Genomic DNA, 23,194 nt, shown 5'->3' on the forward strand with positions numbered 1-23,194 from the left:
ACCCGACCCCACCCTGCCCGACCTGACCACAATGAGGTGACCATGTTCGCTGAGGCGACCACGCTCCCCGCCATCGGCGGATTCGTACTCCTACCCATCCTGGTGATCCTGCTCGTCGCCGTCCTGACGCGCCGCACCCTTCTCGCCCTGCTCTGCGGCACGGTCACGGGCGCCCTGCTGCTGAGCGGCTGGGGTGCCTTCGACACGTGGACCGAGTACTTCGGCAAGGCCCTGGCGAACGAGACAGCCCAGTGGCTGCTGTTGATCATCGTGCTCTTCGGCATCCTGATCACCCTGTTCGAGCGCTCGGGCATCGTCTCGGATTTCGCCCGCTGGACCGAGCGTTTCGTCACCTCGAGGCGCAAGTCCACGCTGCTGACGTTCCTGCTCTCCGTGGTGCTGTTCGTCGACGACTATCTCAACGTGCTCGCGGTGGGCGCCTCGATGAAGTCCGTCACCGATCGATACCGGGTGCCCCGCACGCAGCTGGGAGCGATCATGAAGATGACGGCCGCGCCCATCGCCGTGATCGTGCCCTTCTCGACATGGGCGCTGTTCTTCTCGGGGCTCTTCGAGGCGCAGGGGGTCACGGTCGGCGGATCGGGATTCGGCGCATACCTGCAGGCGATCCCCTACGTCTTCTTCGGCTGGATCGCGATCGTGGTGGCCTTCCTGATGAGTGTCGGGTGGCTGCCGAAGTTCGGCGTCCTCCGGCGTGACGCGGCCAGGGCGGAGCGCGACGGAGACGTGTTCCCGCTCGACACGACGCCGGCCGAGCGCGAGGCCGAGGGTGCGGCGCTGCTGGCCGAGATCCGCTCGACCGACGCCGACGGCTCGACGGCGCAGCGCGTGTCCGCCGCTCTCGAGACCGCGACCGAGACCGCGACCGAGACGGGTGCCGCCGGGAGTGAGGTCGTGTCCACGCGTCCTCAGGCGTGGCCGTTCCTGCTCGCGATGGTCACGCTCGTCGGCGTCACGATCGTGACCGACGCGAACGTCGTCACCGGCACGGCGGCCGCACTGGCCGTCACCGTCGTGATCACCCTGGCGCAGCGGCGTCTTCGACTCCGTGAGCTCCTCGACTCTGCTCTCGTGGGGATCCAGAGCATGCTCTTCGTGGCGGTGCTGACCGTGCTCGCATTCATGGTGCAGGAGATGAACCTGACGCTCCAGCTGGCCGACTGGGTGATCGCCGTCACCGAGCCGGTGCTCACGCCCGCGCTCCTTCCGGCGATCGTGTTCGCCGTCTGCGGTGTCTACGCCTACGCCACGGGATCGTTCTGGGATCTCGCGGCCGTGATCACTCCGGTGGTGCTGCCGCTGGCGATCGCGCTCGGCGCCGACCCCGTTCTCGCCGGGGCAGCAGTCTTCTCCGGTGCCGCGCTCGGCAGCACGACCTGCCTCTACGGCGACGGGATCATCCTCGCGTCGCGATCCATCGGCATCAAGCCGCACAACCTGATGCTGGCGATCCTGCCCTACGCGGGCATCGCGGCGGCGCTGTCGCTCGTGATGTACCTCATCGTCGGAGCGGTCGGGGTGTGACCGCGAGGTCTCGTCCGGAGCTCAGGCGGTCAACCAGACGACGTCCGCCGCGCCGTCGGGCAGCGGGGTCTCGACGCCCCCGACCTCGATGCCCGATGCGGTGGTCGTGATCTGCGCGGTGACGGTGACCCCCGCGGCCTCGAGCGCACGAAGCAGCTCGGGGTCGCGGTCGTCGACCCGCAGCACGCGGCCGACGTGCCCCACCGGTGCATCGGCGAGAAGCACGAAGGCCTCACGCTCGACGACACCCGAGGCATCGGGGATCGCGTCGCCGTGCGGATCGAAGCGCGGGCGTCCGAGCCGCTCGTCGATGCCTTCGAGAAGGCGATCGCTGATCGTGTGCTCGAGCACCTCTGCCTCGTCGTGCACCTCGTCCCAGCCGTAGTCGAACTCCTGCACGAGCCACGTCTCGATGAGCCGATGGCGTCGCACCATCGCGAGGGCGCGCTGCGTGCCGGCATCCGTCAGTCTCACTGCGCCGTAGGGCACGTGCGAGACGAGCCCGGCGGCGGCGAGCTTCTTGACCATCTCTGTCACCGACGACGGGGCGATTCCGAGCTTCGCCGCGAGCACCGAGGGGGTGATCGGCGCGTCCTGCCATTCGGTGTGCGCGTAGACGGTCTTCAGGTAGTCGTCAGCTGCGGGGGATGCCACGGGTCCAGCCTAGATCAGGGGTCGGCCGTGCTCAGAGTTCGGCCGTGCTCACGGATCGGCTGTGCTCGAGGATCGGCTGTGCTCACGGATTGGCTGCGTCGACGAGGATGCCGAAAGCGACCTGCCCCGCGAAGAAGATGATGAGGAACCCGAGCAGTGCGGCGAAGAGCGAGAGGCGGCCGTCGAACCCTTCGATCTCGGCGATGCCGATCTTGCGCGCGCGGAAGGCCAGCACGAGGGTCGCGATACCCAGGGCGAGCTGCACCCAGGGGCCGCCGAAGGGCAGCGCGGTGGGGAAGGCGACGAGGAGCCCGCCGATCACGCCGGTCGCGATGCCGATCCAGGTGAGGATGCGGACGTTGCGGCGCGCGGTATCGGCAGACATCCTTCGAGCCTAACCGTCTGCGGCCACCGCGGTGCACGCTGTGAATCGTGTCAATCGGGTCGGATTCCTTGACTGGGGCGAGGTCTGCGGGTAGCTTCGACCGGGCACGGGAAAACGCTATCCGAGCGGGCTTCTGGCCCAGAGAAGGATTTCGACGATGAACATCCGACACCAATCGTTCCGCGCCGTCGTGGCGGTGGCCGCCGCCGGCTGCCTCCTCGTGGGAGGAGCGCAGAGTGCGACCGCTGCGTCGCCCGCAGCGCCCGCGGCCGGTCGCCATGACTCCGGGCCGAAGGCGCCCCAGCTCGAGGCGCTCGACCGTGGTCTCGTCGCCGTCTCGACCGCCGAAGGGGTCTTCCTCAGCTGGAGACTGCTCGCCACCGAGGCGAGCGGCGCGACCGAGACCGGACTCGCGGGCCCCGACTTCGCCGTCTACCGCGACGGCACGAAGATCGCCACGGTCACCGACAGCACGAACCACGCGGATGCCGGCGGCACGGCCGCCTCGCAGTACTCCGTCGTGCCGGTGGTGAACGGCGTCGAGCTCACGGCATCCGCCTCGGCATCCGTCACCGCGTGGGCCGAGGGGCACCACGATCTTCCGCTGCAGAAGCCGGCCGACGGCGTGACGCCGAAGGGCGAGGCCTACACGTACTCGGCGAACGACGTATCGGTCGGCGATGTCGACGGTGACGGGCAATACGAGTACGTCGTGAAGTGGGATCCCTCGAACTCGAAGGACGTCTCGCAGCGCGGCTACACGGGCCCCGTCTACCTCGACACCTATGAGCTCGACGGCACACTGCTGAATCGCCTCGATCTCGGGGTGAACATCCGCGCCGGAGCGCACTACACGCAGTTCCTCGTCTACGACTTCGACGGCGACGGCCGCTCCGAGACGATGCTGAAGACCGCTCCGGGCACGAAGTCCGTGCAGTACGCCGCCGACGGCACCGTCGCGAGCGAGTCGTACATCACGCTTCCGAAGGACGACCGAAAGGCGGGGTACTCGAACGACGACGACTACCGCCTCAGTGCCGCGGACTACGAGCAGCACCTCGTAGAGATGTTCCTCGGCTGGAGTGAGCGCGAGGAGGTCGTGTCAGGTCAGTGGCCGGCCACGCTCGAAGAGGCGTGGGGCATGCCCGTCACACACGAGTACCCGCTCTCGCAGGAGTCGGCGCAGGAGCTCGCCACCACCTTCATCGACGTGTACGCGCCCAGTCGCAGCTCGCGCAACCTGCTGCGGGAGTTCGAGGGGTTCATCATCGACGGACCCGAGTACCTCACGGTGTTCGACAGCGCCACGGGCGAGGAGCTGCAGACCATCCCGTATCCGACCGAGCGCGGCGACGACGGCCTGCTGTGGGGCGACTACGCGATGTCGCGTATCGAACCGGGCAACCGTGTCGACCGCTTCCTCGCGGGCGTCGGCTACCTCGACGGTCAGCATCCCTCTGCCGTCTTCGCCCGTGGGTACTACACCCGAACGACCGTCACGGCCTTCGACTGGGACGGCAAGCGTCTGAAAGCGCGGTGGGATGTCGACAGCGGTCATGCTCCGATGACCAACCCGTTCAACGACTCGCCGCACGGCAGGGACGGCACCGACCCGGAGTTCGGCACGATCACGACCCAGGGCGATCACTCGCTGAGCTTCGCCGATGTCGATGCCGACGGCAAGCAGGAGCTCGTCTACGGCGCTGCGACGATCGACGACGACGGAAGCCTGCTGTACAGCTCGTTCGACGTACTGCCCGAGGGCAGTGCTGACCCCGGAGCCTCGGTGCGCCTGGGGCACGGAGATGCGATGCACGTGACAGACATCGATCCGAGCCGCCCCGGGCTCGAGATCTGGACGGCTCACGAGGGCGGCACTTTTGCACCATACGGGTCGGTGATGCGTGACGCCGCCACGGGCGAATCCCTGTTCGGCGCCTACTCCGGTCGTGACACGGGGCGGGCGATGATCGGCGACGTGCGTCCGGATGTGCCGGGCATCGAGGTGTGGTCGAGCATGCCCGGCGGCACCGAGGGCAGCGGCCTGCTAAGTGCTGCGGGCGAGATGCTGCAGGCGCAGACGCCCGGCACGAACATGTCGATCCGCTGGGCGGGCGACCTCACGACCCAGCTCGTCAACGGCAGCGGCGACCAGACGCCGACGATCGACGACTGGACCCGCGGCACGGTGCTCACCGCGACGGGCACGCTCAACAACAACGGCACGAAGGGCAACCCCTCGCTCGTCGCCGATGTGCTGGGTGACTGGCGCGAGGAGCTGCTGGTGCGCACGGCGGACTCGAGCGCGCTGCGGTTCTTCACCACGACCGAGCCCACGGCGCACAAGCTCACGACCCTCATGCACGACGTGCAGTACCGCGTCGAGACCGCGCGTCAGCAGACGACCTACAACCAGCCGGCGTACACCTCGTTCTATCTCGCGAGTGATCTCGACTGGTCGCAGGTTCCGGTGCTGACCGCCCCGACGGAGCCGAAGGCACCGAAGTTCACGGACAAGCCGGGCACCTCTCGCGATGAGGTCAAGGTGCCGACGAACGTGAAGGGCGTCAGCTATTTCGTGAACGGCGAGAAGGTCGAGTCTCGGAACGGCAAGGTGCGGGTCACGGGCGAGGTGACCGTGGTGGCGGTGCCGGAGCCCGGTTACCGCATCGCCGACGGCGCGACCTCGCAGTGGACGGAGAACCTCCGCGCGCGCTGAGCATCGCGCCGAGCGCCGCGGTGACAGGACGCCGCCCCGAGTCGACTCTTCCCGTGCCGGCTCGGGGCGGTTCTGTGCGTTCTAACGTGTGTCTGCCCGAGGGGCTGCGATGTCAGGCTCCGGTCAGCACCAGCCAGAGCAGGGCGCCGTTGAGGGCGATGAGCAGCACGGAGGCGATGATGCCGGCGGCCGTCGTCCACGCGCGGTTCGCCCAGATGCCGAGCGTGCGGCGCTGAGCCGTGAGTGCGATGAGCGGGATCAGGGCGAAGGGGATGCCGAACGAGAGCACGACCTGGCTCAGCACGAGGGCGAGCGTCGGATCGAAGCCGATGCCGAGGATCACGAGAGCGGGGATCAGAGTCACGAGCCGACGTGCGAGCAGCGGGATGCGCACGTGCAGCAGGCCGTGCATGATCTCGGCTCCCGCGTAGGCGCCCACCGACGTCGAGGCGAGACCGGAGGCCAGGAGCCCGACCGCGAAGAACGTCGCGACGACAGGGCCGAGTCCGGCGGCCAGCGCGGTGTGCGCGCCTTCGAGCGAGTCGGTGCCCTCGACGCCGGCGAGGTTCGCGGCGGCGAGCAGCAGGATGCCGAGGTTGACCGTTCCCGCGATCACCATGGCGATCGATACGTCCCAGCGGGTCGCGGTGAGCAGGAGGCGGATGCGCGAGGTCTCCGTGCGGACGGCCTCCGCCGGCGCATCGGCGGTCGTCGAGCCGAAGCGGTCTCGGGTGAGCGACGAGTGCGCGTAGATCGCGTGGGGCATGATCGTGGCCCCGAGGATGGACGCGGCGAGGAGCACGGATCCGGTGTCCTCGAAGCGGGGCATGAGGCCGCCGACGATGCTCGAGGCGTCGGGCGGGGCGACGAAGAGGCCCGCGATGAAGCCCACGGTGATGATCACCATGAGCGCGATGATCACGAACTCGAAGGGGCGGGGCCCTCTGCGGCTCTGCACCGCCAGGAGGATCATCGACACCGCCCCGGTGATGATCCCGCCGAGCAGCAGCGGGATGTCGAACAGCAGGTAGAGCGCCACTGCGCCGCCGATGACCTCGGCCAGATCGGTCGCCATCGCGACGAGCTCGGCCTGCAGCCAGTACGCACGTCGAGCCCACGGGTTCTTCAGCCGCGTTCCCAGTACTTCGGGGAGGCTCTGCCCGGTGACGACTCCGAGCTTGGCCGACAGGTACTGGATCAGCCAGGCCATGATGTTGCCGGCGACCACGACCCACACCAGCAGGTATCCGTACTGGGCGCCCGCGGTCATGTTGCTCGCGACGTTGCCCGGGTCGAGGTAGGCGACTCCGGCGACGAGCGCGGGTCCGAGAAGCCACAGGCTGCGGGGCGCGGTCGCTCGGGAGATCGGTGCGGCCTCCGCGAGCGCAAGATTTTTAGGCATGCCGAAATCGTAGCCGATTTTTCGGCGTACCTAAATATGTGGGGAGGTGCGCGACGGATAGCCTGGCGGAATGGAAGAGCAGGCGCCCGCGGATGCGGCCGAGACAGGCGGATCGTCGACGCAGCCCGGCTACGGGGTAGGGCCCTGGCCCGGCGGCGAGGCGGAGTGGCCGGAGGGTGAGCAGTACGACCCGGAGCTGCTGTCCGTCGGCGACACGCGCAACGTGATCGACCGCTACCGCTACTGGCGGATGGACGCGATCGTCGCCGACCTCGACACCCGCCGGCATCCGTTCCATGTGGCCATCGAGAACTGGCAGCACGACATGAACATCGGATCGATCGTGCGCAGCGCGAACGCGTTCCTCGCCGACACCGTGCACATCATCGGGCGACGCCGGTGGAACAAGCGGGGTGCGATGGTCACCGACCGCTATCAGCACGTCGTGCACCACGAAGACGTCGAGACCTTCACCGCCTGGGCGCAGGCAGAGGGGCTGCCGATCATCGCGGTCGACAATGTCGAGGGCGCGGTGCCGGTCGACCGTGCCGACCTGCCGCAGAGCTGCGTGCTGCTGTTCGGTCAGGAAGGGCCGGGCCTGTCGGATGCCGCGCTCGCCGCAGCATCCGCCCACATCGAGATCACGCAGTACGGCTCGACGCGATCTATCAACGCCAGCGCGGCGGCCGCCGTGATCATGTACGAGTGGTGCCGGAGACACGCCGGCTGACACCCGCGCTCACCGGGGGAACGGGATCAGCCGATCCGCGCGGACACCATGAATCCCTAGGCGCCGGCCGTGACCCAGCGTCCTGAGCGCACGCGCCAGCCGAGGGTGCCCAGACGGGCGAGCAGATAGACGCCGAAGAACGCGACGGAGAGCCAGATGAGACCGGCGGACGCGTCGACGCCCGTCGCAGCGATGATCCAGAGCGCCGGCAGGAACGGCACGAGGTTCAGCCCACCCGCGATCGCGAGATAGCGCGCGTCGTTCGCCCCCATCAGCACCCCGTCGAGCACGAAGACGACACCCGCGATCGGCTGCGCGACCGCGAGGATGAGAAGTGCCGGCTGCACGAGAGCGGCGATCGCCGGGTCGCCTGTGAACACGATGCCGAGCACACCCGAGAGTGCCGCGATGAGCGCGCCGACCAGGACGCCGAACCACACTCCCCAGGCGACCGTGCGGGTGAGCACGCGGTGCACCTGCCGTTCGTCACCCGCGCCGAGTTCTTTGCCGATCAGCGCCTGGGCCGCGATCGCGAGGGCATCGAGAGCGAACGCGGCCGCCGAGAAGATGGTGAAGACGATCTGCCACCCGGCGAGCTCGTCGGTGCCGATGCCCGTGGCGACGGCGACGGTCGCCAGCAGTGCGGCTCGCAGGCTCACCGTGCGCAGGAACAGCCAGCCACCCGAACGAGCGGTGCTGCCCATGCCCGCTCGCTGCGCCATCAGCGACGCATCGTGCGTGGCCGCGAGGCGCCGGATCACCAGCACGTAGGCGCCGACCATGCCCCACTGGGCGACGACCGTGCCGACAGCCGATCCGGCGATGCCCCAGCCCAGACCGTAGATGAACACCACATTGAGCAGGGCGTTGGCGCCGAACCCGACTCCGGCGATCCACAGGGGCGTCATGGTGTCCTGCATCCCCCGCAGCAGTCCTGTCGCGGCGAAAACGATGAGCATCGCGGGGAGCCCCCACATCGAGACGACCAGGTAGGCGTTGGCGTCGGCGGCGACGGCGTCGCTCGCGCCGAACAGCGACACGAGCCACGGAGACGCCACGGCCCCTGCGGCGGCGAGCACCGCACCGATCGCCAGAGCCAGCCACATGCCGTTGATGCCGACCGAGATCGCTTCTCCGGGCCTGCCCGCGCCGAACAGCCTGGCGACGGCCGGGGTGGTGGAGTAGGCGAGGAAGACCATGAGCCCGACGATCGTCTGCAGCACGGCACCCGCGATGCCGAGGCCCGCGAGCGGCGTCGTGCCGAGGTGCCCGACCAGAGCCGCATCGACGATGAGGAACGCCGGCTCTGCGATCAGTGCGCCGAGGGCGGGCACGGCGAGGCGCAGGATCTCGCGGTTGAGAGTGCGCTCGGTCATCCTCCGAGCCTATGGGCTGGGGCGGACGGAGCCTCCGACGCCCCTCCGGTCGTACCCTGGAAGCACCGGATGCGACGGAGGCGCCCATGACGGATCCACGAGAGGCCGCGGCGAGGTACCGCGCGCGGCAGCGGAGCGGTGGCGAGGGTGAGGATGACGCCGAATCCGGTACGGCCCCCGGCATCGCGGCGGCCTCGGATCGAGCCGCCTTCATCGAGACGGCGATCCAGGTCGCGATCCGCCGCGGCGACTTCGACGATCTGCCCGGGGCCGGCAAGCCCCTCGAGGGACTCGGCACGCATCACGACCCCGACTGGTGGATCCGTCGCAAGATCGAGCAGGAGAACCTGACGGGTCTCGGCCCGCCTGCGATCCTGCTGCGGACCGAGGACCGAGAGCTCGACGACCAGCTCGACCTCCTCGGCCGCGAAGGCGACGTGCGGTCGGTGCTCGAGGACTTCAACCGGCGCGTGCTCGAGGCGCGACGTCAGCTGCAGGGCGGCCCGCCCGTCGTGACGAGTCCGCGTGACATCGACGCCGAGGTCGCCGCATGGGCCGAGCGCCGAGCGGCGCGCCTGGCGGCCCGGTCCGGGCAGGAGCCTGTGCAGCAGCGCAGGCGACGCTTCGGCATGCGTCGCCGGGACTGAGGTCGTCGCGGACCGCACGTCCGTTCCCGCCCGAATGTCGGAGCGACGCCTAGGCTGGTCGGCATGACCGACGTGCTTCCCTCTGGCCTTGAGACCTCCGAGTTCAGCTCCGACATCCGCCCGCAGGACGACCTGTACCGCCATGTCAACGGTGCGTGGCTCGCCCGCACAGAGATCCCCGGCGACAAGGCGCGCTGGGGCTCGTTCCATCTGCTCGCAGAGCAGGCGGAGAAAGACGTCAGGGCGATCATCGAGGAGTCGCAGGATGCCGAGCCGGGCACCCTCGCCCGCAAGATCGGCGACCTGTTCGCGAGCTTCATGGACACCGAGCGCATCGCCGCGGCCGGCGTCACGCCGCTCGCCGAGACGCTCGCCGAGATCGAGGCGATCGACGACATCCCCGCGTTCCTGCGCACGGTCGGCACCTACGACCGCGACGGTCGGGCGCACCTGATCGGCTTCTACGTCGACGGCGACCCCGGAAACCCCGAGCGATACCTGCCCGTGATCGTGCAGTCCGGTCTGTCGCTGCCCGACGAGAGCTACTTCAGACTCGACACCTTCGCCGAGACGCGGGCGGCCTACCGCGCGCACCTCGAGCGGCTGCTGGCGCTCGCCGGGATCGCGGATGCCGCGGGCGCCGCCGACCGCTCCATCGCCCTCGAGACCGAGCTCGCCGGGCACCACTGGGACAACGTGCGCAGCCGCGACGCCGTCGCCACGTACAACCTCAAGTCGTGGGCCGAGATCCAGGAGCTCGCGGGTGTCGACCTCGAGCCGTGGCGCGATTCCGTCGCGCCGGCCCACCCCGAGGCCTTCGCCGAGGTCGTCGTCTCGCAGCCGAGCTTCCTCGAAGGGCTCGGCTCGCTGCTCACCGCCGAGCGCCTCGACGACTGGAAGGCGTGGCTGCGCGCGCAGGTCGTGCACGCTGCGGCTCCGTACCTGACCGACGACTTCGTCCAGGAGAACTTCTCGTTCTACGGCACCGAGCTCACCGGCGTCCCCTCGATCCGCGAGCGCTGGAAGCGCGGCGTCTCGGTGACCGAGGGCGCGCTGAGCGAGGCGATCGGCAAGGTCTACGTCGAGCGGCACTACCCGCCGACGGCGAAGGCCGCGATGGACGAGCTCGTCGCGAACCTCATCGAGGCCTACCGGCAGAGCATCACCGACCTCGAGTGGATGACCGCCGAGACGCGGGAGCGCGCGCTCGCCAAGCTCGACTCGTTCACGCCGAAGATCGGGCACCCCGCCGTCTGGCGCGACTACTCGAGCCTCGAGATCGACCGCTCCGACCTGTTCGGCAACGTGCGGCGCGCCGCGATCTTCGAGCACGATCGCAACGTCGCGAAGGTCGGCAAGCCGATCGACCGAGACGAGTGGCACATGCCGCCGCAGATGGTCAACGCGTACTACAACCCTTCGATGAACGAGATCGTGTTCCCGGCGGCGATCCTGCAGTACCCGTTCTTCGACGCGTCGCGTGACGCGGCCGCCAACTACGGCGGGATCGGCGCGGTCATCGGCCATGAGATCGGCCACGGGTTCGACGACCAGGGCAGCCGCTACGACGGCGACGGCAAGCTCGAGGACTGGTGGACCGACGCGGATCGCACCGCGTTCGAGCAGCGCACCAAGGCCCTGATCGCGCAGTATGACGAACTCGTGCCGGAGGGACTCGACGCCGAGCACCACGTGAACGGCGCACTGACGATCGGTGAGAACATCGGCGACCTGGGCGGCCTCGGCATCGCGCTCAAGGCCTACGAGATCTCTCTCGACGGCGCAGAGGCCCCGGTGATCGACGGCTACACGGGCGTGCAGCGCCTGCTGCTGTCATGGGCGCAGGTCTGGCAGCAGAAGAGTCGCGACGCCGAGACTCTGCGACTGCTCACGATCGACCCTCACTCGCCGAACGAGTTCCGCTGCAACCAGATCGTCCGCAACATCGACGCCTTCTACGCGGCGTTCGACGTCGCCGAATCCGACGCGCTGTGGCTGCCGCAGGGCTCGCGCGTGACGATCTGGTGAGTCGTCCCGCCTAGCCGATCGGGCCGCGAGGGTGCCCTCATGTCTCCCGCATGACGATCTGATGACCGTATACCGGAGTATGTAGGGCATCCTCACCTGACGGGGTTACGATATCCGTGCTGCGGAGGATGGACACCGCAGCATCCCGCCAATCCAACCCCCCTATTAAGGATCCCGCGTGGGTGCTTCCGAGCCTGCCGACGGCCCACCACTGGCCTCGCTGCGCCGCTCTCAGCGGCCCAGTCGACGCTTGCCGCGGCGTGCCGCCACGGGGCGTCGGTCGTTCACGTCGACGCTGCGCGCCCTCGAACAGCTCGCGGACGCGGGGGCCCAGGTGTCCGTGCATGTCGTCGATCTCGACACCCACACGCACGTCCTCTCGGGCGATGACCATGTGACCATGCCGGTCGCCGGGCTCGGCGTCGTGCCCTTGCTCATCGAGGTGGCGGCCGCATTCGAGGCGGGCACCCTCGACCCGCTCGAGATCGTCGAGCGCTCCGCGGTCGAGGCGGTGTCGACATCGGGACTCTGGCGACACCTGCATGCACCCGCGCTGCCGCTCGAAGACCTCGCCGTGCTCGCAGCGACGGCCGGTGACCCGATCGCCGTCAATGCCCTGTTGCAGCGGGTCGGCCACGATCGCGTGCGTGCGCGCATCGAGGCCCTGGGACTCCGCCGCACTGCACTTCTCGATCGATTCCGCGACGAGCGCGGTCCGGATGACGCACCGCAGGTCGCGGTCGGGTCTGCACGCGAGTTCGCTGGGTTGTTCTCCGCCCTCGTCAACTCGCAGGTGGTGGGCGCATCCGTGAGCGCCCAGGTGTCCGAGTGGCTGAGTCTCAATCAGGACCTGAGTCTGGTGGCCTCCTCGACGGGCCTCGACCCGTTCGCTCACGACCATGACGCGCACGGGCTGCTGTTCATCAACAAGACCGGCCGCGATCGCGGTGTGCGGGCTGAGGCCGGCGTCCTCGCCGGGCCCCGTGCAGGTGTCGCCTACTCCTTGATCGTCTGCTTCGACGACCTGTCGATCACGCACCGGCTGCGTGCACACGATGCCTTCCGCGTGCTCGGGGTCGAGCTCATGGAGTACACGCACTGAGCGCGGGCCGGGTCATCCCGGCAGAGAGGGATGCGCCTCTGCCGCGCGCTGCCGAGGGATGAACAGCGACAGGACGAGAGCGACGATCCCGGCTGCGATCGCCAGCCAGAAGCACAGGTCGAACGCCGCCCTCGTCGGCACCGAGACCCCACCGACGTCGATGCTCATGGCGGCGAGCACCCCGCCCATCACGGCGGATGCACTCGACGTGCCGATCGAGCGGAAGAGCGCGTTCAACCCGTTCGACGCGCCCGTCTCGTTCGCGGGCACCGATCGCATGATGATCATCGGCATGGCGGCGAAGGTGAATCCGATGCCGACGCCGATCAGCAGGTTGCCGACGAGGATGTGCCAGACCTCGCTCGACCACAGCAGCACGAACACGTAGGCGAGCACGATCGCGCCGGCGCCGACGGTGAACAGCGGGCGAGGGCCGACGGTGCGCTCGAGCCAGCCCGACAGGGGCGAGATCACCATCATCACGAGACCCGCCGGCATGATCACGAGTGCGGCCGAGACCATGTCGAGTCCGAAGCCCGCACCGGAAGCGGCTGGGCCCTCGAGCAGCTGAGGGAAAGTCACGTTCGACGCGAAGAGCGCGAAGCCCATGCCGATCGCGGCGATGTTGGTGAAGAGCACGGCGGGGCGGGCAGCGACGCGCAGATCGAGCAGCGGATCCGTGGTGCGCAGCTGATACCAGCCCCACACCAGCAGCACGCCGACTCCGCCGATGATGCACGTGAGCGTCAGCGGAGCCGTCCAGCCCCACTCGGCCCCGCGCGAGACGAACAGCAGGATGCCGGTGAGGCCGATCGCGAGACCGATCGCACCGATCACGTCGAGGCGTCCGGGGAATCGCAGCACGTCCTCGGGGATCACGAGCAGCACGAGGGCGAGGCCGACGACGCCGAGAGCGGCGGCGAGCCAGAACAACCAGTGCCAGTCGGCGTTCACCGCGAGCAGGGCTGCCACCGGCATCCCGATCGCGCCCCCCACGCCCATCGTGGCGCTCATCAGAGCGACGGCGGTGCCCAGACGTTCGGGTGGCAGCACGTCGCGCATGATGGCGATGCCCAGTGGGACCACGCCGGTCACCGCGCCCTGCAACGCCCGGCCGATGATCACGCCGACGATCGAGCCCGACAGCGCAGCGATCAGCGACCCGAGGATCAGCAGCCCGAGCAGCACGATCACGACTCGGCGCTTGCCGTACATGTCGCCCAGCCGGCCCGAGATGGGGGTGGCGACCGCGGCGACGAGCAGCGTGATCGTGACGACCCAGGTGGTGTCCTCGCGGGATGCGTTCAGCAGACGAGGGAGTTCGGCCTGCAGAGGCACGACGAGAGTGAACATGAACGACGAGCAGAGCCCGGCGAACGCCAGGACCGCGACGACCGCCCACTTCGGTGATGTTCGGGAGAGTCTTCTGCGCGCGCGATCATCGTTCTCTCCCATCGCTTCAGGCTATCGGCGTCTGAGACACCCGAGGCGCGAGCCCCCTGCCGCGATCGTCAGCTCACGCCCTTCATCAGCCGCAGCACCGGCTTGACGGCGACGAGCAGCCCGAGGCCGACCACGATCGCGAGGGCGCCGAGGATCGAGAAGTAGGGCACCTCGTTCTTCGGGTCGTAGAACTGCACGAGCCAGCCAGAGATCGCGGTGCCCAGCGCGATCGACAGGAAGAACAGGGCGACCATCTGCGTGTGGAACACCTTCGGGGCGAGCTTCGTGGTCACCGACAGGCCGACCGGTGAGATCAGCAGCTCGGCGACCGTGAACACGAAGAGGATGCCGACGATAGCGATCAGCGGGGTGGAGTTGGCGCCTCCGCCCGCGAACGGCAGGAACAGCAGGAACGCCGCCCCCATGATCATCGCGCCCAGTGCGAACTTGACCGGAGTCGAGGGCTGACGGCGTCCGAGGCGGGTCCAGATCGCCGCGAAGACTCCGGACAGGATGATGATGAACACGGGATTGATCGACTGCACCCACGAGACGGGCATCTCGAATCCGAAGATGTTGCGGTCGAGACGCTCGTCGGAGTAGACCGTGAGCACGGTGAACTGCTGCTGGTACAGCGACCAGAAGGCGACGCTCGTGACGAAGAGGGGCAGGAACCCCCAGACGCGGGAGCGCTCGGTGCCGTCGATCCGGCGGCTGCTCAGGATGACCGCGAAGTAGGCCACCGTCGCGACGATCGTCCCGATGATGACCATGGACGCGAGGTTGTCGGCTCGGATCACTCCGATGAGCACCAGCACCGCGATGAGGGCGACCGCTGCGACCGCGATGATCGCGACGAGCGGGTAGCGCGAGGAGGGGAGCGGGTTCGGCACGCGTCGTGCCTCGTCCGGCAGCGCCTTGCGGCCGAAGGAGTACTGCACGAGTCCGAGCGTCATGCCGATCGCGGCGAGGCCGAATCCGTAGTGGAATCCGAGCGACGACTGCAGGATGCCGGTGAGGATGGGACCCATGAAGGCGCCGAGGTTGATGCCTAGGTAGAACAGGGAGAATCCGGCATCCCGGCGGGTGTCGTCCGCGCTGTAGAGGGTGCCGACGACCGAGGTCGCATTGGCCTTGAGGCCACCCGAGCCGAGCGCGACCAGTACGAGGCCGACCCCGACGCCGATGAATCCGGGAAGAAGGGCGAGGGCGATGTGTCCTGCCACGATCACGATCGCACTGAGGAACAGCACCCGCTCCGAACCCAGCATCCGGTCGGCGATCCATGCGCCGAGGATCGTCGAGAGATAGACCGACCCGCCGTAGGCGCCGACGATCCCGCCCGCGACGGCCTGGGAGAGTCCGAGTCCTCCCTCGGTGACCGAGAAGTACAGGTAGATGAGCAGGATGCCCTGCATCCCGTAGAAGCTGAACCGCTCCCACATCTCGACGCCGAAGATATGGACGAGAGCCCAGGGCTGCCCGAAGAACCGGGTGTCGGACTTCTCGGCCGACGTATCGCTGGTTGCCATTACTCCACGGTACGCCCGGTCGCGACGTGGTTCCCAGCCCACTCGCACGTGTTCGATTCCGATATCCGTGACCGGAGGGGCAGACTGGGGGCGTGCGAACCATCCGTGATCTGGACACCGTTGAACTCATCATCGCCGCGCAGGGCCTGCTGGACTCCATCCGCGGCCCCGAGCGCGTGATCGACGCCGGCACTCTGCGAGCGCTGCAGCAATCGGGCAACTACGTCGTCGGACTCTTCGACGCCGAGAGCGGGGAAGAGCGGATGGTGGGTGCCTCGATCGCCTTCTTCGGCGCCCCCGGACGCCGGGCGATGCATTCGCACATCACGGCACTGCTGCCGGAGTACCGCGGACGCGGCTGGGGACGAGAACTCAAGGAGCACCAGCGCCAGTGGGCGTTCTCACGCGACGTCGGTCGCATCACCTGGACGTTCGACCCGCTCGTCGCCCGCAACGCGCACTTCTTCCTCACGGTTCTCGGTGCTCGCGTGACCGGGTATTCGGTGAACCGCTACGGCATCTTCGGTGGCGGCGATGCCGGAGACGAGAGCGACCGGCTCGACGTCGAGTGGGCGCTCGCCGACATCGCGAAGTCGCCGGCACCTGATGCGGTCGCCGAGACTCTGGAGATCCCCTCGGACATCGAGACCCTCCGCGTCGAGGATCCGGACGCCGCCCACGAGTGGCGCATGCGTCTGCGCGCGCAGATGGAGGGTCTGCTGGGCAGCGGCCTGACCCTCTCGGGGTTCGATGTCGAGAAGGGCTACCTCTTCACCGCCTGAGGCCGGAGCCTCGACCTTCTGAGGGCTCGGCCCCGACCCGGCCAGGGTCCTGACACGAACCGGTCGCGGATAAGATTGACGTGCCCGTGATCACGGGCTTCCCCACAGCCGACCATTGGAGCCACCGTGGCCGAACAGTCCCGTCTAGACAAGGTCATCGCCCTTGCCCGCCACCGCGGGTTCGTCTTCCAGGCGGGTGAGATCTACGGCGGTTCGCGATCCGCGTGGGACTACGGGCCCCTCGGCACCGAGCTCAAGGAGAACATCCGTCGCCAGTGGTGGCAGACGTTCGTGCGCGGCCGTGGCGACATGGTGGGCCTCGACTCGAGCATCATCCTGCCCAAGCGCGTGTGGGAGGCGTCGGGTCACGTCGCCACCTTCACCGACCCGCTGGTCGAGTGCCTGAGCTGCCACAAGCGCTTCCGTGCCGACAACCTGGTCGAGGACTTCGAGGCGCGCAAGGGCCGCAAGGCCGAGAACGGCCTCGCCGACGTGCCGTGCCCCAACTGCGGGACCAAGGGTCAGTACACCGAGCCCAAGTCGTTCTCGGGTCTCGTGAAGACGTACCTGGGTGTCGTCGACGACGAGTCGGGCCTGCACTTCCTGCGCCCCGAGACGGCGCAGGGCATCTTCGTCAACTTCTCGAATGTGCTCACGGCCAGCCGCAAGAAGCCGCCGTTCGGCATCGGCCAGGTCGGCAAGGCGTTCCGCAACGAGATCACCCCCGGCAACTTCATCTTCCGTACGCGCGAGTTCGAGCAGATGGAGATCGAGTTCTTCACTCCGCCCGCCGACGCGCAGCAGTGGTTCGAGCACTGGGTCGAGGCCTGCTGGAACTGGTTCATCGACCTGGGCATCGACCCCGAGAACATGCGCCAGTTCGACGTGCCCGAAGACGACCGCGCGCACTACTCGGCCGGCACCATCGACGTCGAGTACAAGTTCGGCTTCGCGGGCAAGGAATGGGGCGAGCTCATGGGCGTCGCCAACCGCACCGACTACGACCTGTCGAGCCACAGCGAGGCGTCGGGTCAGAGCCTCACCTACTTCGACCAGGCCACGGGCGACCGCTACACGCCGTACGTGATCGAACCCTCGTTCGGTCTCACGCGCGCCATGATGGCGTTCCTCGTCGACGCGTACCGCGAAGAAGAAGTGCCGAACGCCAAGGGCGGCACCGATGTGCGCACCGTTCTGAAGCTCGACCCGCGTCTCGCACCGGTCAAGGCAGCCGTGCTGCCGCTGAGCCGCAACGAGCGACTGTCGCCGATGGCGCGCGAGGTCGCTGACACGCTGCGCAGCTCGTGGGCCGTCGACTTCGACGACGCGGGTGCGATCGGTCGCCGGTATCGCCGACAGGACGAGATCGGCACACCGTTCTGCGTCACGATCGATTTCGACTCGCTCGACGACCGCGCCGTCACCGTGCGCGACCGCGACACCATGGCGCAGGAGCGCGTCTCGATCGACGCGTTGCACGAGTATCTGGCTGAGCGCCTCAAGGGCGCCTGACGCTCGGACGATCCGAACGAGAGGCCCGCCGTCCGAGAGGACGGCGGGCCTCTCGCGTCAGCCCGTGACGGTCAGTCGCACCTGATCGGTGCCGCCGGCCTCGACCCAGGCGAGCGATCGCTCGAGGATGCCGCGGAGCACGTCGAGGTCGATCTTCTCGAGATCCTTGATGTAGAGGCATCCGACACCCGTCGTGTGCGGGCCGAGCTTCTCAAGCGCCTCGGAGTGGGCGTCGACGCCGTCGAACAGGTAGATCGTGGTCGCCGCCTTGCGAGGGGCGAAGCCGAGCAGGCCGCTGTCGCCCTCGGTGCCGGTCGGATACCGGTAGTGGCAGCTGCCGAACCCGATGATCGTGCCCCAGGTCTGAGGGTCGCGACCCGTGATCTCCTGCATGAGGGCGGTCAGCGTCTCGGCATCCCGGCGGCGGACAGCCGGAGTGGATCGCGCGATGAGTCCCGCGACGTCATCGCCGGTGGGCTTCACGCCTTCGCCTTCGCCGCGGCCTTCATCGCCTTCTTGTGCTCGCGCACCTTGGTGAGCGATTCGGGCGAGACGATGTCGGCGACGCTGCGGTACGAACCCTCGATGCCGTAGTCGCCGGCGGCTTCGCGCCACCCCGCGCCGGTGAACCCGTACTGCTTGCCGAGCAGAGCCAAGAAGATCTTGGCCTTCTGCTCGCCGAAGCCGGGCAGTGCCTTGAGACGCTTGAGCACCTCGGCGCCCGACGGGTCGCCCTCGGTCCAGAGTGCCGAGGCGTCTCCGCCCCACTGATCGACGATCTCCTGGCAGAGCGTCTGCACTCGGGTCGCCATAGATCCCGGGAATCGATGCACGGCCGGGGTCGTCTTGAACGCCTCGAGAAACTCATCGGGGTCCATCTCCGCGATCGTGGTCGCGTCGGTCGCGCCGGTGCGCTGCTCGATCTTGAGCGGTCCGGCGAACGCCGTCTCCATCGGGACCTGCTGATCGAGCAGCATCCCGACCAGAAGTGCGAGCGGGTTGTCGGTGAGCAGAGCGTCAGCGGCGGTGTCTCCGGTGATGTGAAGGGCCATGCCTCCAGTCTGGCACCCGAGGATGGTGACAGCGGAGTCAGATGCGCTTCGCTGGGCGATTTCCCTCAGGCGGTCGCGGCGTCGTCCAGGTCGGAGGCCTGCGCGGGCTCGAACGGCTCGATGCCGTACATCGTCGAGAGTGCGGCGGCGAAGTCGTCTGCACGTCCGGTGGCGGCGAGCTCGTGCGCGCGCGTCGTCGGCACGTGCAGCAGCACACCGGTCAGGTGGCGCAGCGCCTGCTCGACCTTGCCGTCGTCGTCGCCCCGCGCCCGCGCTCGGGCGATCTCGGACTCGAGCAGAGCGAACATGTGCGACCGCAGCGCGACGACCGAGGGGGTGACGCTCTGTCGGCTGCCGACGACGTGGAAGGTGTCGGCGGCTTCGCGCACGACGGTGCGCGCGGCATCCGTCGCCTGCAGCTCCTCGAGCGGTGCGTGCAGGCTGATGGTCTCGAGGTCGAGCAGAGCGACGCCCTCGAGGGCGGCGACGGCGGGGTCGACGTTGCGCGGCATGCCGAGGTCGACGACCATCTGGTTGTGGGATGCGACGGGGCATCCCTCAGGCGCGATGCCGGTCGGCGCCTGCAGGTGCTCGGGCGTGAGCACGGGAGCGGCCGCCGTCGTGCAGGTGATCAGCAGGCTCGATCGCGAGGCGACGCGCGCGTAATCCTCGGCGGACACCGGGCGGATGCCGTGCTTCGCGGCGAACTTCTCTGCGCGACCCGAGGGCGAGTACACCGAGATGTTGACGGCTCCCCGCTCGCGCAGCGTCGCGAGGGTGACGGCTGCGTAGGCGCCGGTGCCGACGAGCAGCACGCGTTCGGCCGACCAGTCGACGATGCGACTGTCGGCGAGCTCCAGAGCGAGCCGCACGAGTGAGCGGCCGGCGCGGCCGAGCGCCGTGACGTTCTTGACCTTGCGCTGCGCCTGGCTGGCCCGCTGGAAGAGGCGTTCGAGTTCGGGGGAGGTCGTGCCCTCTTTGCGGGCGGCCTTCAGCGCCCGGCGCACCTGGCCGGCGATCTCACCTTCACCGGAGACGACCGATTCGAGACCGGATGCGACCGAGAAGAGGTGCTCGGCGACGCGGCGGCCGGAGTGCACTTCGTAGGTGCCGTCGAGCTCGGTGGCGCGGATTCCCGTGGAGGCCTCGACGGCCTCGAGTACGGCCTCGACGCCGATCGCACCTGCTGCGGTGACGGGCTCGTCCATCTCGACGTAGGCCTCGAAGCGGTTGCAGGTAGCAAGAACGACCGCACCCTGCACGCAGGACGCCATGTCCACAACCGTGGAGGCGACGTCTTCGGGGGTGCGGCTCAGGCGTTCGAGCAATTCGAAGGGGGCGGTCTTGTGACTCGCCGTGACAACCAGCAGCACCGTTCGATTCTACCTGAGGCTTCATGCAGGTCGGCCCAGGAGCGGATGGGAGGATGGAGGCATGGCCCTCTCCGACGCTCCGCTGCTGCGCGCCCTCACCGGCCCCCGACCCGAGCATGCCCCCGTGTGGTTCATGCGACAGGCCGGCCGATCGCTGCCCGAGTACCGCGAGCTGCGGGTCGGAACACGAATGCTCGACGCCTGCCTCACCCCCGACCTCGCCGCCGAGATCACTCTGCAGCCGGTTCGACGTCACGGCGTCGATGCCGCGGTGTTCTTCAGCGACATCGTGATCCCGCTGCGCCTGGCCGGCGTGGAGGTCGAGATCGAGGCCGGCCGCGGCCCCGTGTTCGCCGACCCCGTGCGCACCGCGGCCGACGTCGACCGCATCACGGCGATCGATCCCCTCTCGCTCGACGGCACCGCGATCGCCGAGGCCGTGGGCATCGTCACCGCAGAGCTCGGGGACACCCCGCTGATCGGCTTCGCCGGCGCTCCGTTCACGTTGGCCGCGTACCTCGTCGAGGGCGGTCCGTCGAAGGAGCACCTGCGAGCCCGCGCCATGATGCACGCCGATCCCGACTCGTGGAATCGTCTGGCCGGGTGGTTGGCTCAGGTCTCGCGCCGGTTCCTCGAGATCCAGCGCGACGCCGGAGCATCCGTGGTGCAGCTGTTCGACTCGTGGGCCGGATCACTGAGCACCGCCGACTACCGCGCGTTCGTGGCTCCGCACTCGAAGGTCGCGCTCGACGGCATCGGCGTGCCGAGCATCCACTTCGGCGTGGGCACCGGCCCCTTCCTCGATGACATGCGTCTCGGGGGAATCGCCGACGGCGTGGGCGTGGACTGGCGCCTGCCGCTCGACGAGGCCGCGGCGATCCTCGGACCCGACGTCTCCGTGCAGGGAAACATCGACCCGGCGCTGCTCTCGGCGCCGTGGCCGGTTCTCGAGGCGCACGTGCGCGACGTGGTCGAGCGAGGGCGGGCGGCCAGAGGCCACATCGTCAACCTCGGACACGGCGTTCCGCCCGACACCGACCCCGATCAGCTCACCCGCATCGTCGAGCTGGTGCACTCGATCTGACCGCCGGAGTCGTTCGCTCGGGTCATCGGCTGTCGCCGCTCACGCCTTGGCGACCAGAGCTGAGCGCGGATGCGGATGGTCCAGGTCGGCACCGGCACGCGCGTGAGTGGTCCCACGACGGATCTCCGCACCGGATTCGTTTCTCCGGCTGCAATCGGAGGAGCCTCCGGGCTGCGAGTGAAAGGATTGACGCATGCCGTCGAACCCCGCGAACCGTGAGTCGTCCCGAGCCGAGTCCGCCACTCTGGCAGCCCGCGCCGCCACGCGCCACATCGTCGTGGTCGGCGGAGGGGTCGGCGGGCTGATCGCGGCTCGTGAATGCGTCAAGGTCGGCATGCACGTCACGGTGCTCGAGGCGTCGGATGCCGTCGGCGGCGCGATCCGTCAGGCCGAGATCGACGGTGTCGTCGTGGACGCCGGGGCGGAGAGCTACGCGACCAGAGGCGGCCGAGTGCGCGCGCTCCTGACCGACCTCGGCCTCACCGATCGCATCGTCGCCCCCGCGGCGGGCAGCGCGTGGCTCGCGGGCATCCCCGGCGTCGGTGCTGCACCGCTGCCGGTCGGCGGCATCCTCGGCATCCCGAGCAATCCGTTCCAGGAGGACGTGCGCCGCATCATCGGGTGGTCCGGAGTGTGGCGTGCCTACCTCGACCGTGTGCGCCCGCCTCTGACCATCGGCCACAATCAGAGCCTCGGCAAGCTGGTGTCCTCGCGCATGGGCGTCAAGGTGAGAGACCGGCTGGTGGCTCCGGTGACGACGGGCGTGTACTCGGCGTCTCCCGAAGACGTCGATGTCGACATCGCGGCGCCCGGACTCAACGCCGCTCTCACACGCGTCGGCTCACTGTCGGGCGCTGTGCAGGCTCTGCGTGACGAGGGCGCGGCACGTGCGGCACAACAGGCCGCCGCGGCACAGGCGCCCGGTGCTGCCGTCGAGGGCCTCGCCGGCGGCATGATGGTGCTGATCGACGCGCTGGTCGCCGACATCGAGAAGCTCGGCGGCGTCGTCCGCACGGGCGTGCGGGTGACCGACGTCGCGCGGTCGGCTTCGAGCTGGACCGTGCGTGCCGAGGGGCGGCCGCTCGTCGATGCGGACGACGCCGCGGATGCCGATGCCGAGTCGGCCGCGGAGGCGCTCGAGTACACCGCCGACGGAGTGGTGCTGGCGACCTCGGAGGCGGTGGCGCGACGTCTGCTCGAGAACACGGCACCCGCACTCGCCGAGACCACGATGGCGGATGCGCCGGAGATCGAGATCGTGACGCTGCTGCTGCAGCCGTCTGCGCTGCAGGGCGCACCTCGGGGCACGGGCGTCCTGACCGTCCCCGGCAGCCACACCGCGAAGGCGCTCACGCATTCGACGGCGAAGTGGGAGTGGCTCCGGGCCGCCGCCGGCGATCGGCACCTGGTGCGCGTCTCGTTCGGTGCTCAGGGAGAACCCGCCGCGACCGCGGGCCTCGACGATGACGCGGCTGCGCGTCTCGCGCTCCGCGAAGCATCCGCTCTCCTCGGCGTCCCGCTCGCCGCCGGCGATCTCATCGGTTCGCACCGCTCGCGGTTCGTTCAGTCGCAGCCCGCGTCGATCATCGGCTCCGGAGAACGGCGAGAGGCGGCACGGTCGGCGATCCAGGCCGTTCCCGGCCTCGCAGCGGTGGGCGCGTGGCTCGCCGGCACCGGACTCGCGCAGGTGATCCCCGATGCGCGAGAAGAAGCCGATCGGCTGCGGCGCGCACTGCTCTGGGATTGACCCGCGCGTGTCGGCGAGCGTCGGCCGTGCTCCGCGGGCGCGACGCGCCCGATGAGGGCAACCCGAAAGTCGCTCTGCTGT

General features: G+C 68.9%; 19 protein-coding genes. 10 read left to right on the forward strand and 9 right to left on the reverse strand.

Annotation, left to right across the window (positions count from 1 at the left end):
• Positions 1–42 precede the first annotated feature (42 nt).
• Positions 43–1,545, forward strand: coding sequence for a Na+/H+ antiporter NhaC family protein (locus QMA07_RS10500; protein WP_290161880.1), 1,503 nt, complete (start codon positions 43–45; stop codon positions 1,543–1,545).
• A gap of 21 nt (positions 1,546–1,566) precedes the next feature.
• Here the strand turns inward: QMA07_RS10500 and QMA07_RS10505 are convergent, their stop codons facing one another.
• Both QMA07_RS10505 and QMA07_RS10510 read right to left on the reverse strand, forming a co-directional pair.
• Positions 1,567–2,199 (reverse strand): metal-dependent transcriptional regulator, encoded by a 633-nt coding sequence (locus tag QMA07_RS10505; RefSeq protein ID WP_290161615.1) that lies wholly within the window; start codon positions 2,197–2,199, stop codon positions 1,567–1,569.
• An 82-nt stretch (positions 2,200–2,281) separates the two neighbouring features.
• Positions 2,282–2,584 carry a hypothetical protein gene (locus QMA07_RS10510; RefSeq protein WP_290161617.1) on the reverse strand — a complete coding sequence of 101 codons (303 nt, stop codon included), beginning with the start codon at positions 2,582–2,584 and terminating at the stop codon, positions 2,282–2,284.
• A gap of 157 nt (positions 2,585–2,741) precedes the next feature.
• Here QMA07_RS10510 and QMA07_RS10515 point away from each other — a divergent pair, with 157 nt between their 5' ends.
• Entirely contained in the window at positions 2,742–5,303 is a 2,562-nt protein-coding gene (locus QMA07_RS10515; RefSeq protein ID WP_290161619.1) for a rhamnogalacturonan lyase, read from the forward strand.
• A 112-nt stretch (positions 5,304–5,415) separates the two neighbouring features.
• Here the strand turns inward: QMA07_RS10515 and QMA07_RS10520 are convergent, their stop codons facing one another.
• A complete protein-coding gene (locus QMA07_RS10520) occupies positions 5,416–6,705 on the reverse strand; it encodes an Nramp family divalent metal transporter (RefSeq protein WP_290161620.1) in 1,290 nt (429 codons plus the stop codon).
• A 70-nt stretch (positions 6,706–6,775) separates the two neighbouring features.
• Between QMA07_RS10520 and QMA07_RS10525 the strand changes: the two genes are divergently transcribed.
• On the forward strand, positions 6,776–7,435 hold the full coding sequence (locus tag QMA07_RS10525; protein ID WP_290161622.1) for a TrmH family RNA methyltransferase: 660 nt from the start codon (positions 6,776–6,778) through the stop codon (positions 7,433–7,435).
• Between the two features lie 56 nt (positions 7,436–7,491).
• On the opposite strand, the gene QMA07_RS10530 is transcribed toward QMA07_RS10525, so the two are convergent.
• Positions 7,492–8,811 carry an MATE family efflux transporter gene (locus tag QMA07_RS10530; RefSeq protein ID WP_290161624.1) on the reverse strand — a complete coding sequence of 440 codons (1,320 nt, stop codon included), beginning with the start codon at positions 8,809–8,811 and terminating at the stop codon, positions 7,492–7,494.
• An 86-nt stretch (positions 8,812–8,897) separates the two neighbouring features.
• Between QMA07_RS10530 and QMA07_RS10535 the strand changes: the two genes are divergently transcribed.
• The 3 genes from QMA07_RS10535 (at position 8,898) to QMA07_RS10545 (ending at position 12,588) form a co-directional block, all read left to right on the forward strand.
• Positions 8,898–9,458, forward strand: a complete 561-nt coding sequence (locus QMA07_RS10535; protein ID WP_290161626.1) for a DUF1992 domain-containing protein — start codon at positions 8,898–8,900, stop codon at positions 9,456–9,458.
• A 63-nt stretch (positions 9,459–9,521) separates the two neighbouring features.
• Entirely contained in the window at positions 9,522–11,486 is a 1,965-nt protein-coding gene (locus QMA07_RS10540; protein ID WP_290161628.1) for a M13-type metalloendopeptidase, read from the forward strand.
• Positions 11,487–11,664: 178 nt separating this feature from the next.
• Positions 11,665–12,588: a serine hydrolase gene (locus QMA07_RS10545; RefSeq protein WP_290161630.1), complete on the forward strand. Its 924-nt coding sequence runs from the start codon at positions 11,665–11,667 to the stop codon at positions 12,586–12,588.
• A gap of 12 nt (positions 12,589–12,600) precedes the next feature.
• Here QMA07_RS10545 and QMA07_RS10550 read toward each other — a convergent pair whose 3' ends face one another.
• A complete protein-coding gene (locus tag QMA07_RS10550) occupies positions 12,601–14,043 on the reverse strand; it encodes an MFS transporter (RefSeq protein ID WP_290161632.1) in 1,443 nt (480 codons plus the stop codon).
• 56 nt (positions 14,044–14,099) lie between these two features.
• Positions 14,100–15,563 (reverse strand): peptide MFS transporter, encoded by a 1,464-nt coding sequence (locus tag QMA07_RS10555; protein ID WP_290161634.1) that lies wholly within the window; start codon positions 15,561–15,563, stop codon positions 14,100–14,102.
• Positions 15,564–15,655: 92 nt separating this feature from the next.
• On the opposite strand from QMA07_RS10555, the gene QMA07_RS10560 reads away from it, so the two are divergent.
• Both QMA07_RS10560 and QMA07_RS10565 read left to right on the forward strand, forming a co-directional pair.
• Positions 15,656–16,345: a GNAT family N-acetyltransferase gene (locus QMA07_RS10560; RefSeq protein ID WP_290161635.1), complete on the forward strand. Its 690-nt coding sequence runs from the start codon at positions 15,656–15,658 to the stop codon at positions 16,343–16,345.
• A 126-nt stretch (positions 16,346–16,471) separates the two neighbouring features.
• Positions 16,472–17,857: a glycine--tRNA ligase gene (locus QMA07_RS10565; RefSeq protein WP_290161636.1), complete on the forward strand. Its 1,386-nt coding sequence runs from the start codon at positions 16,472–16,474 to the stop codon at positions 17,855–17,857.
• Positions 17,858–17,914: 57 nt separating this feature from the next.
• On the opposite strand, the gene QMA07_RS10570 is transcribed toward QMA07_RS10565, so the two are convergent.
• The 3 genes from QMA07_RS10570 to QMA07_RS10580 all read right to left on the reverse strand — a co-directional run bounded on the left by QMA07_RS10570 (position 17,915) and on the right by QMA07_RS10580 (position 20,282).
• Complete coding sequence (locus QMA07_RS10570; protein WP_290161638.1) at positions 17,915–18,340, reverse strand: DUF1801 domain-containing protein; 426 nt, start codon at positions 18,338–18,340, stop codon at positions 17,915–17,917.
• On the reverse strand, positions 18,337–18,909 hold the full coding sequence (locus QMA07_RS10575) for an HhH-GPD-type base excision DNA repair protein (RefSeq protein WP_290161639.1): 573 nt from the start codon (positions 18,907–18,909) through the stop codon (positions 18,337–18,339). The genes QMA07_RS10570 and QMA07_RS10575 overlap by 4 nt, the downstream gene beginning before the upstream one ends.
• Positions 18,910–18,974: 65 nt before the next feature.
• A complete protein-coding gene (locus tag QMA07_RS10580; RefSeq protein WP_290161640.1) occupies positions 18,975–20,282 on the reverse strand; it encodes a glutamyl-tRNA reductase in 1,308 nt (435 codons plus the stop codon).
• Positions 20,283–20,343: 61 nt separating this feature from the next.
• On the opposite strand from QMA07_RS10580, the gene hemE reads away from it, so the two are divergent.
• The gene (gene hemE / locus QMA07_RS10585; protein WP_290161641.1) at positions 20,344–21,366 is read left to right on the forward strand and encodes a uroporphyrinogen decarboxylase; all 1,023 of its coding nucleotides are present in this window, start codon (positions 20,344–20,346) and stop codon (positions 21,364–21,366) included.
• Between the two features lie 193 nt (positions 21,367–21,559).
• Positions 21,560–23,113 carry a protoporphyrinogen oxidase gene (gene hemG / locus QMA07_RS10590; RefSeq protein ID WP_290161643.1) on the forward strand — a complete coding sequence of 518 codons (1,554 nt, stop codon included), beginning with the start codon at positions 21,560–21,562 and terminating at the stop codon, positions 23,111–23,113.
• Positions 23,114–23,194 lie beyond the last annotated feature (81 nt).

The organism is Microbacterium sp. APC 3901 (assembly GCF_030407765.1).
Classification (GTDB): Bacteria; Actinomycetota; Actinomycetes; order Actinomycetales; family Microbacteriaceae; genus Microbacterium.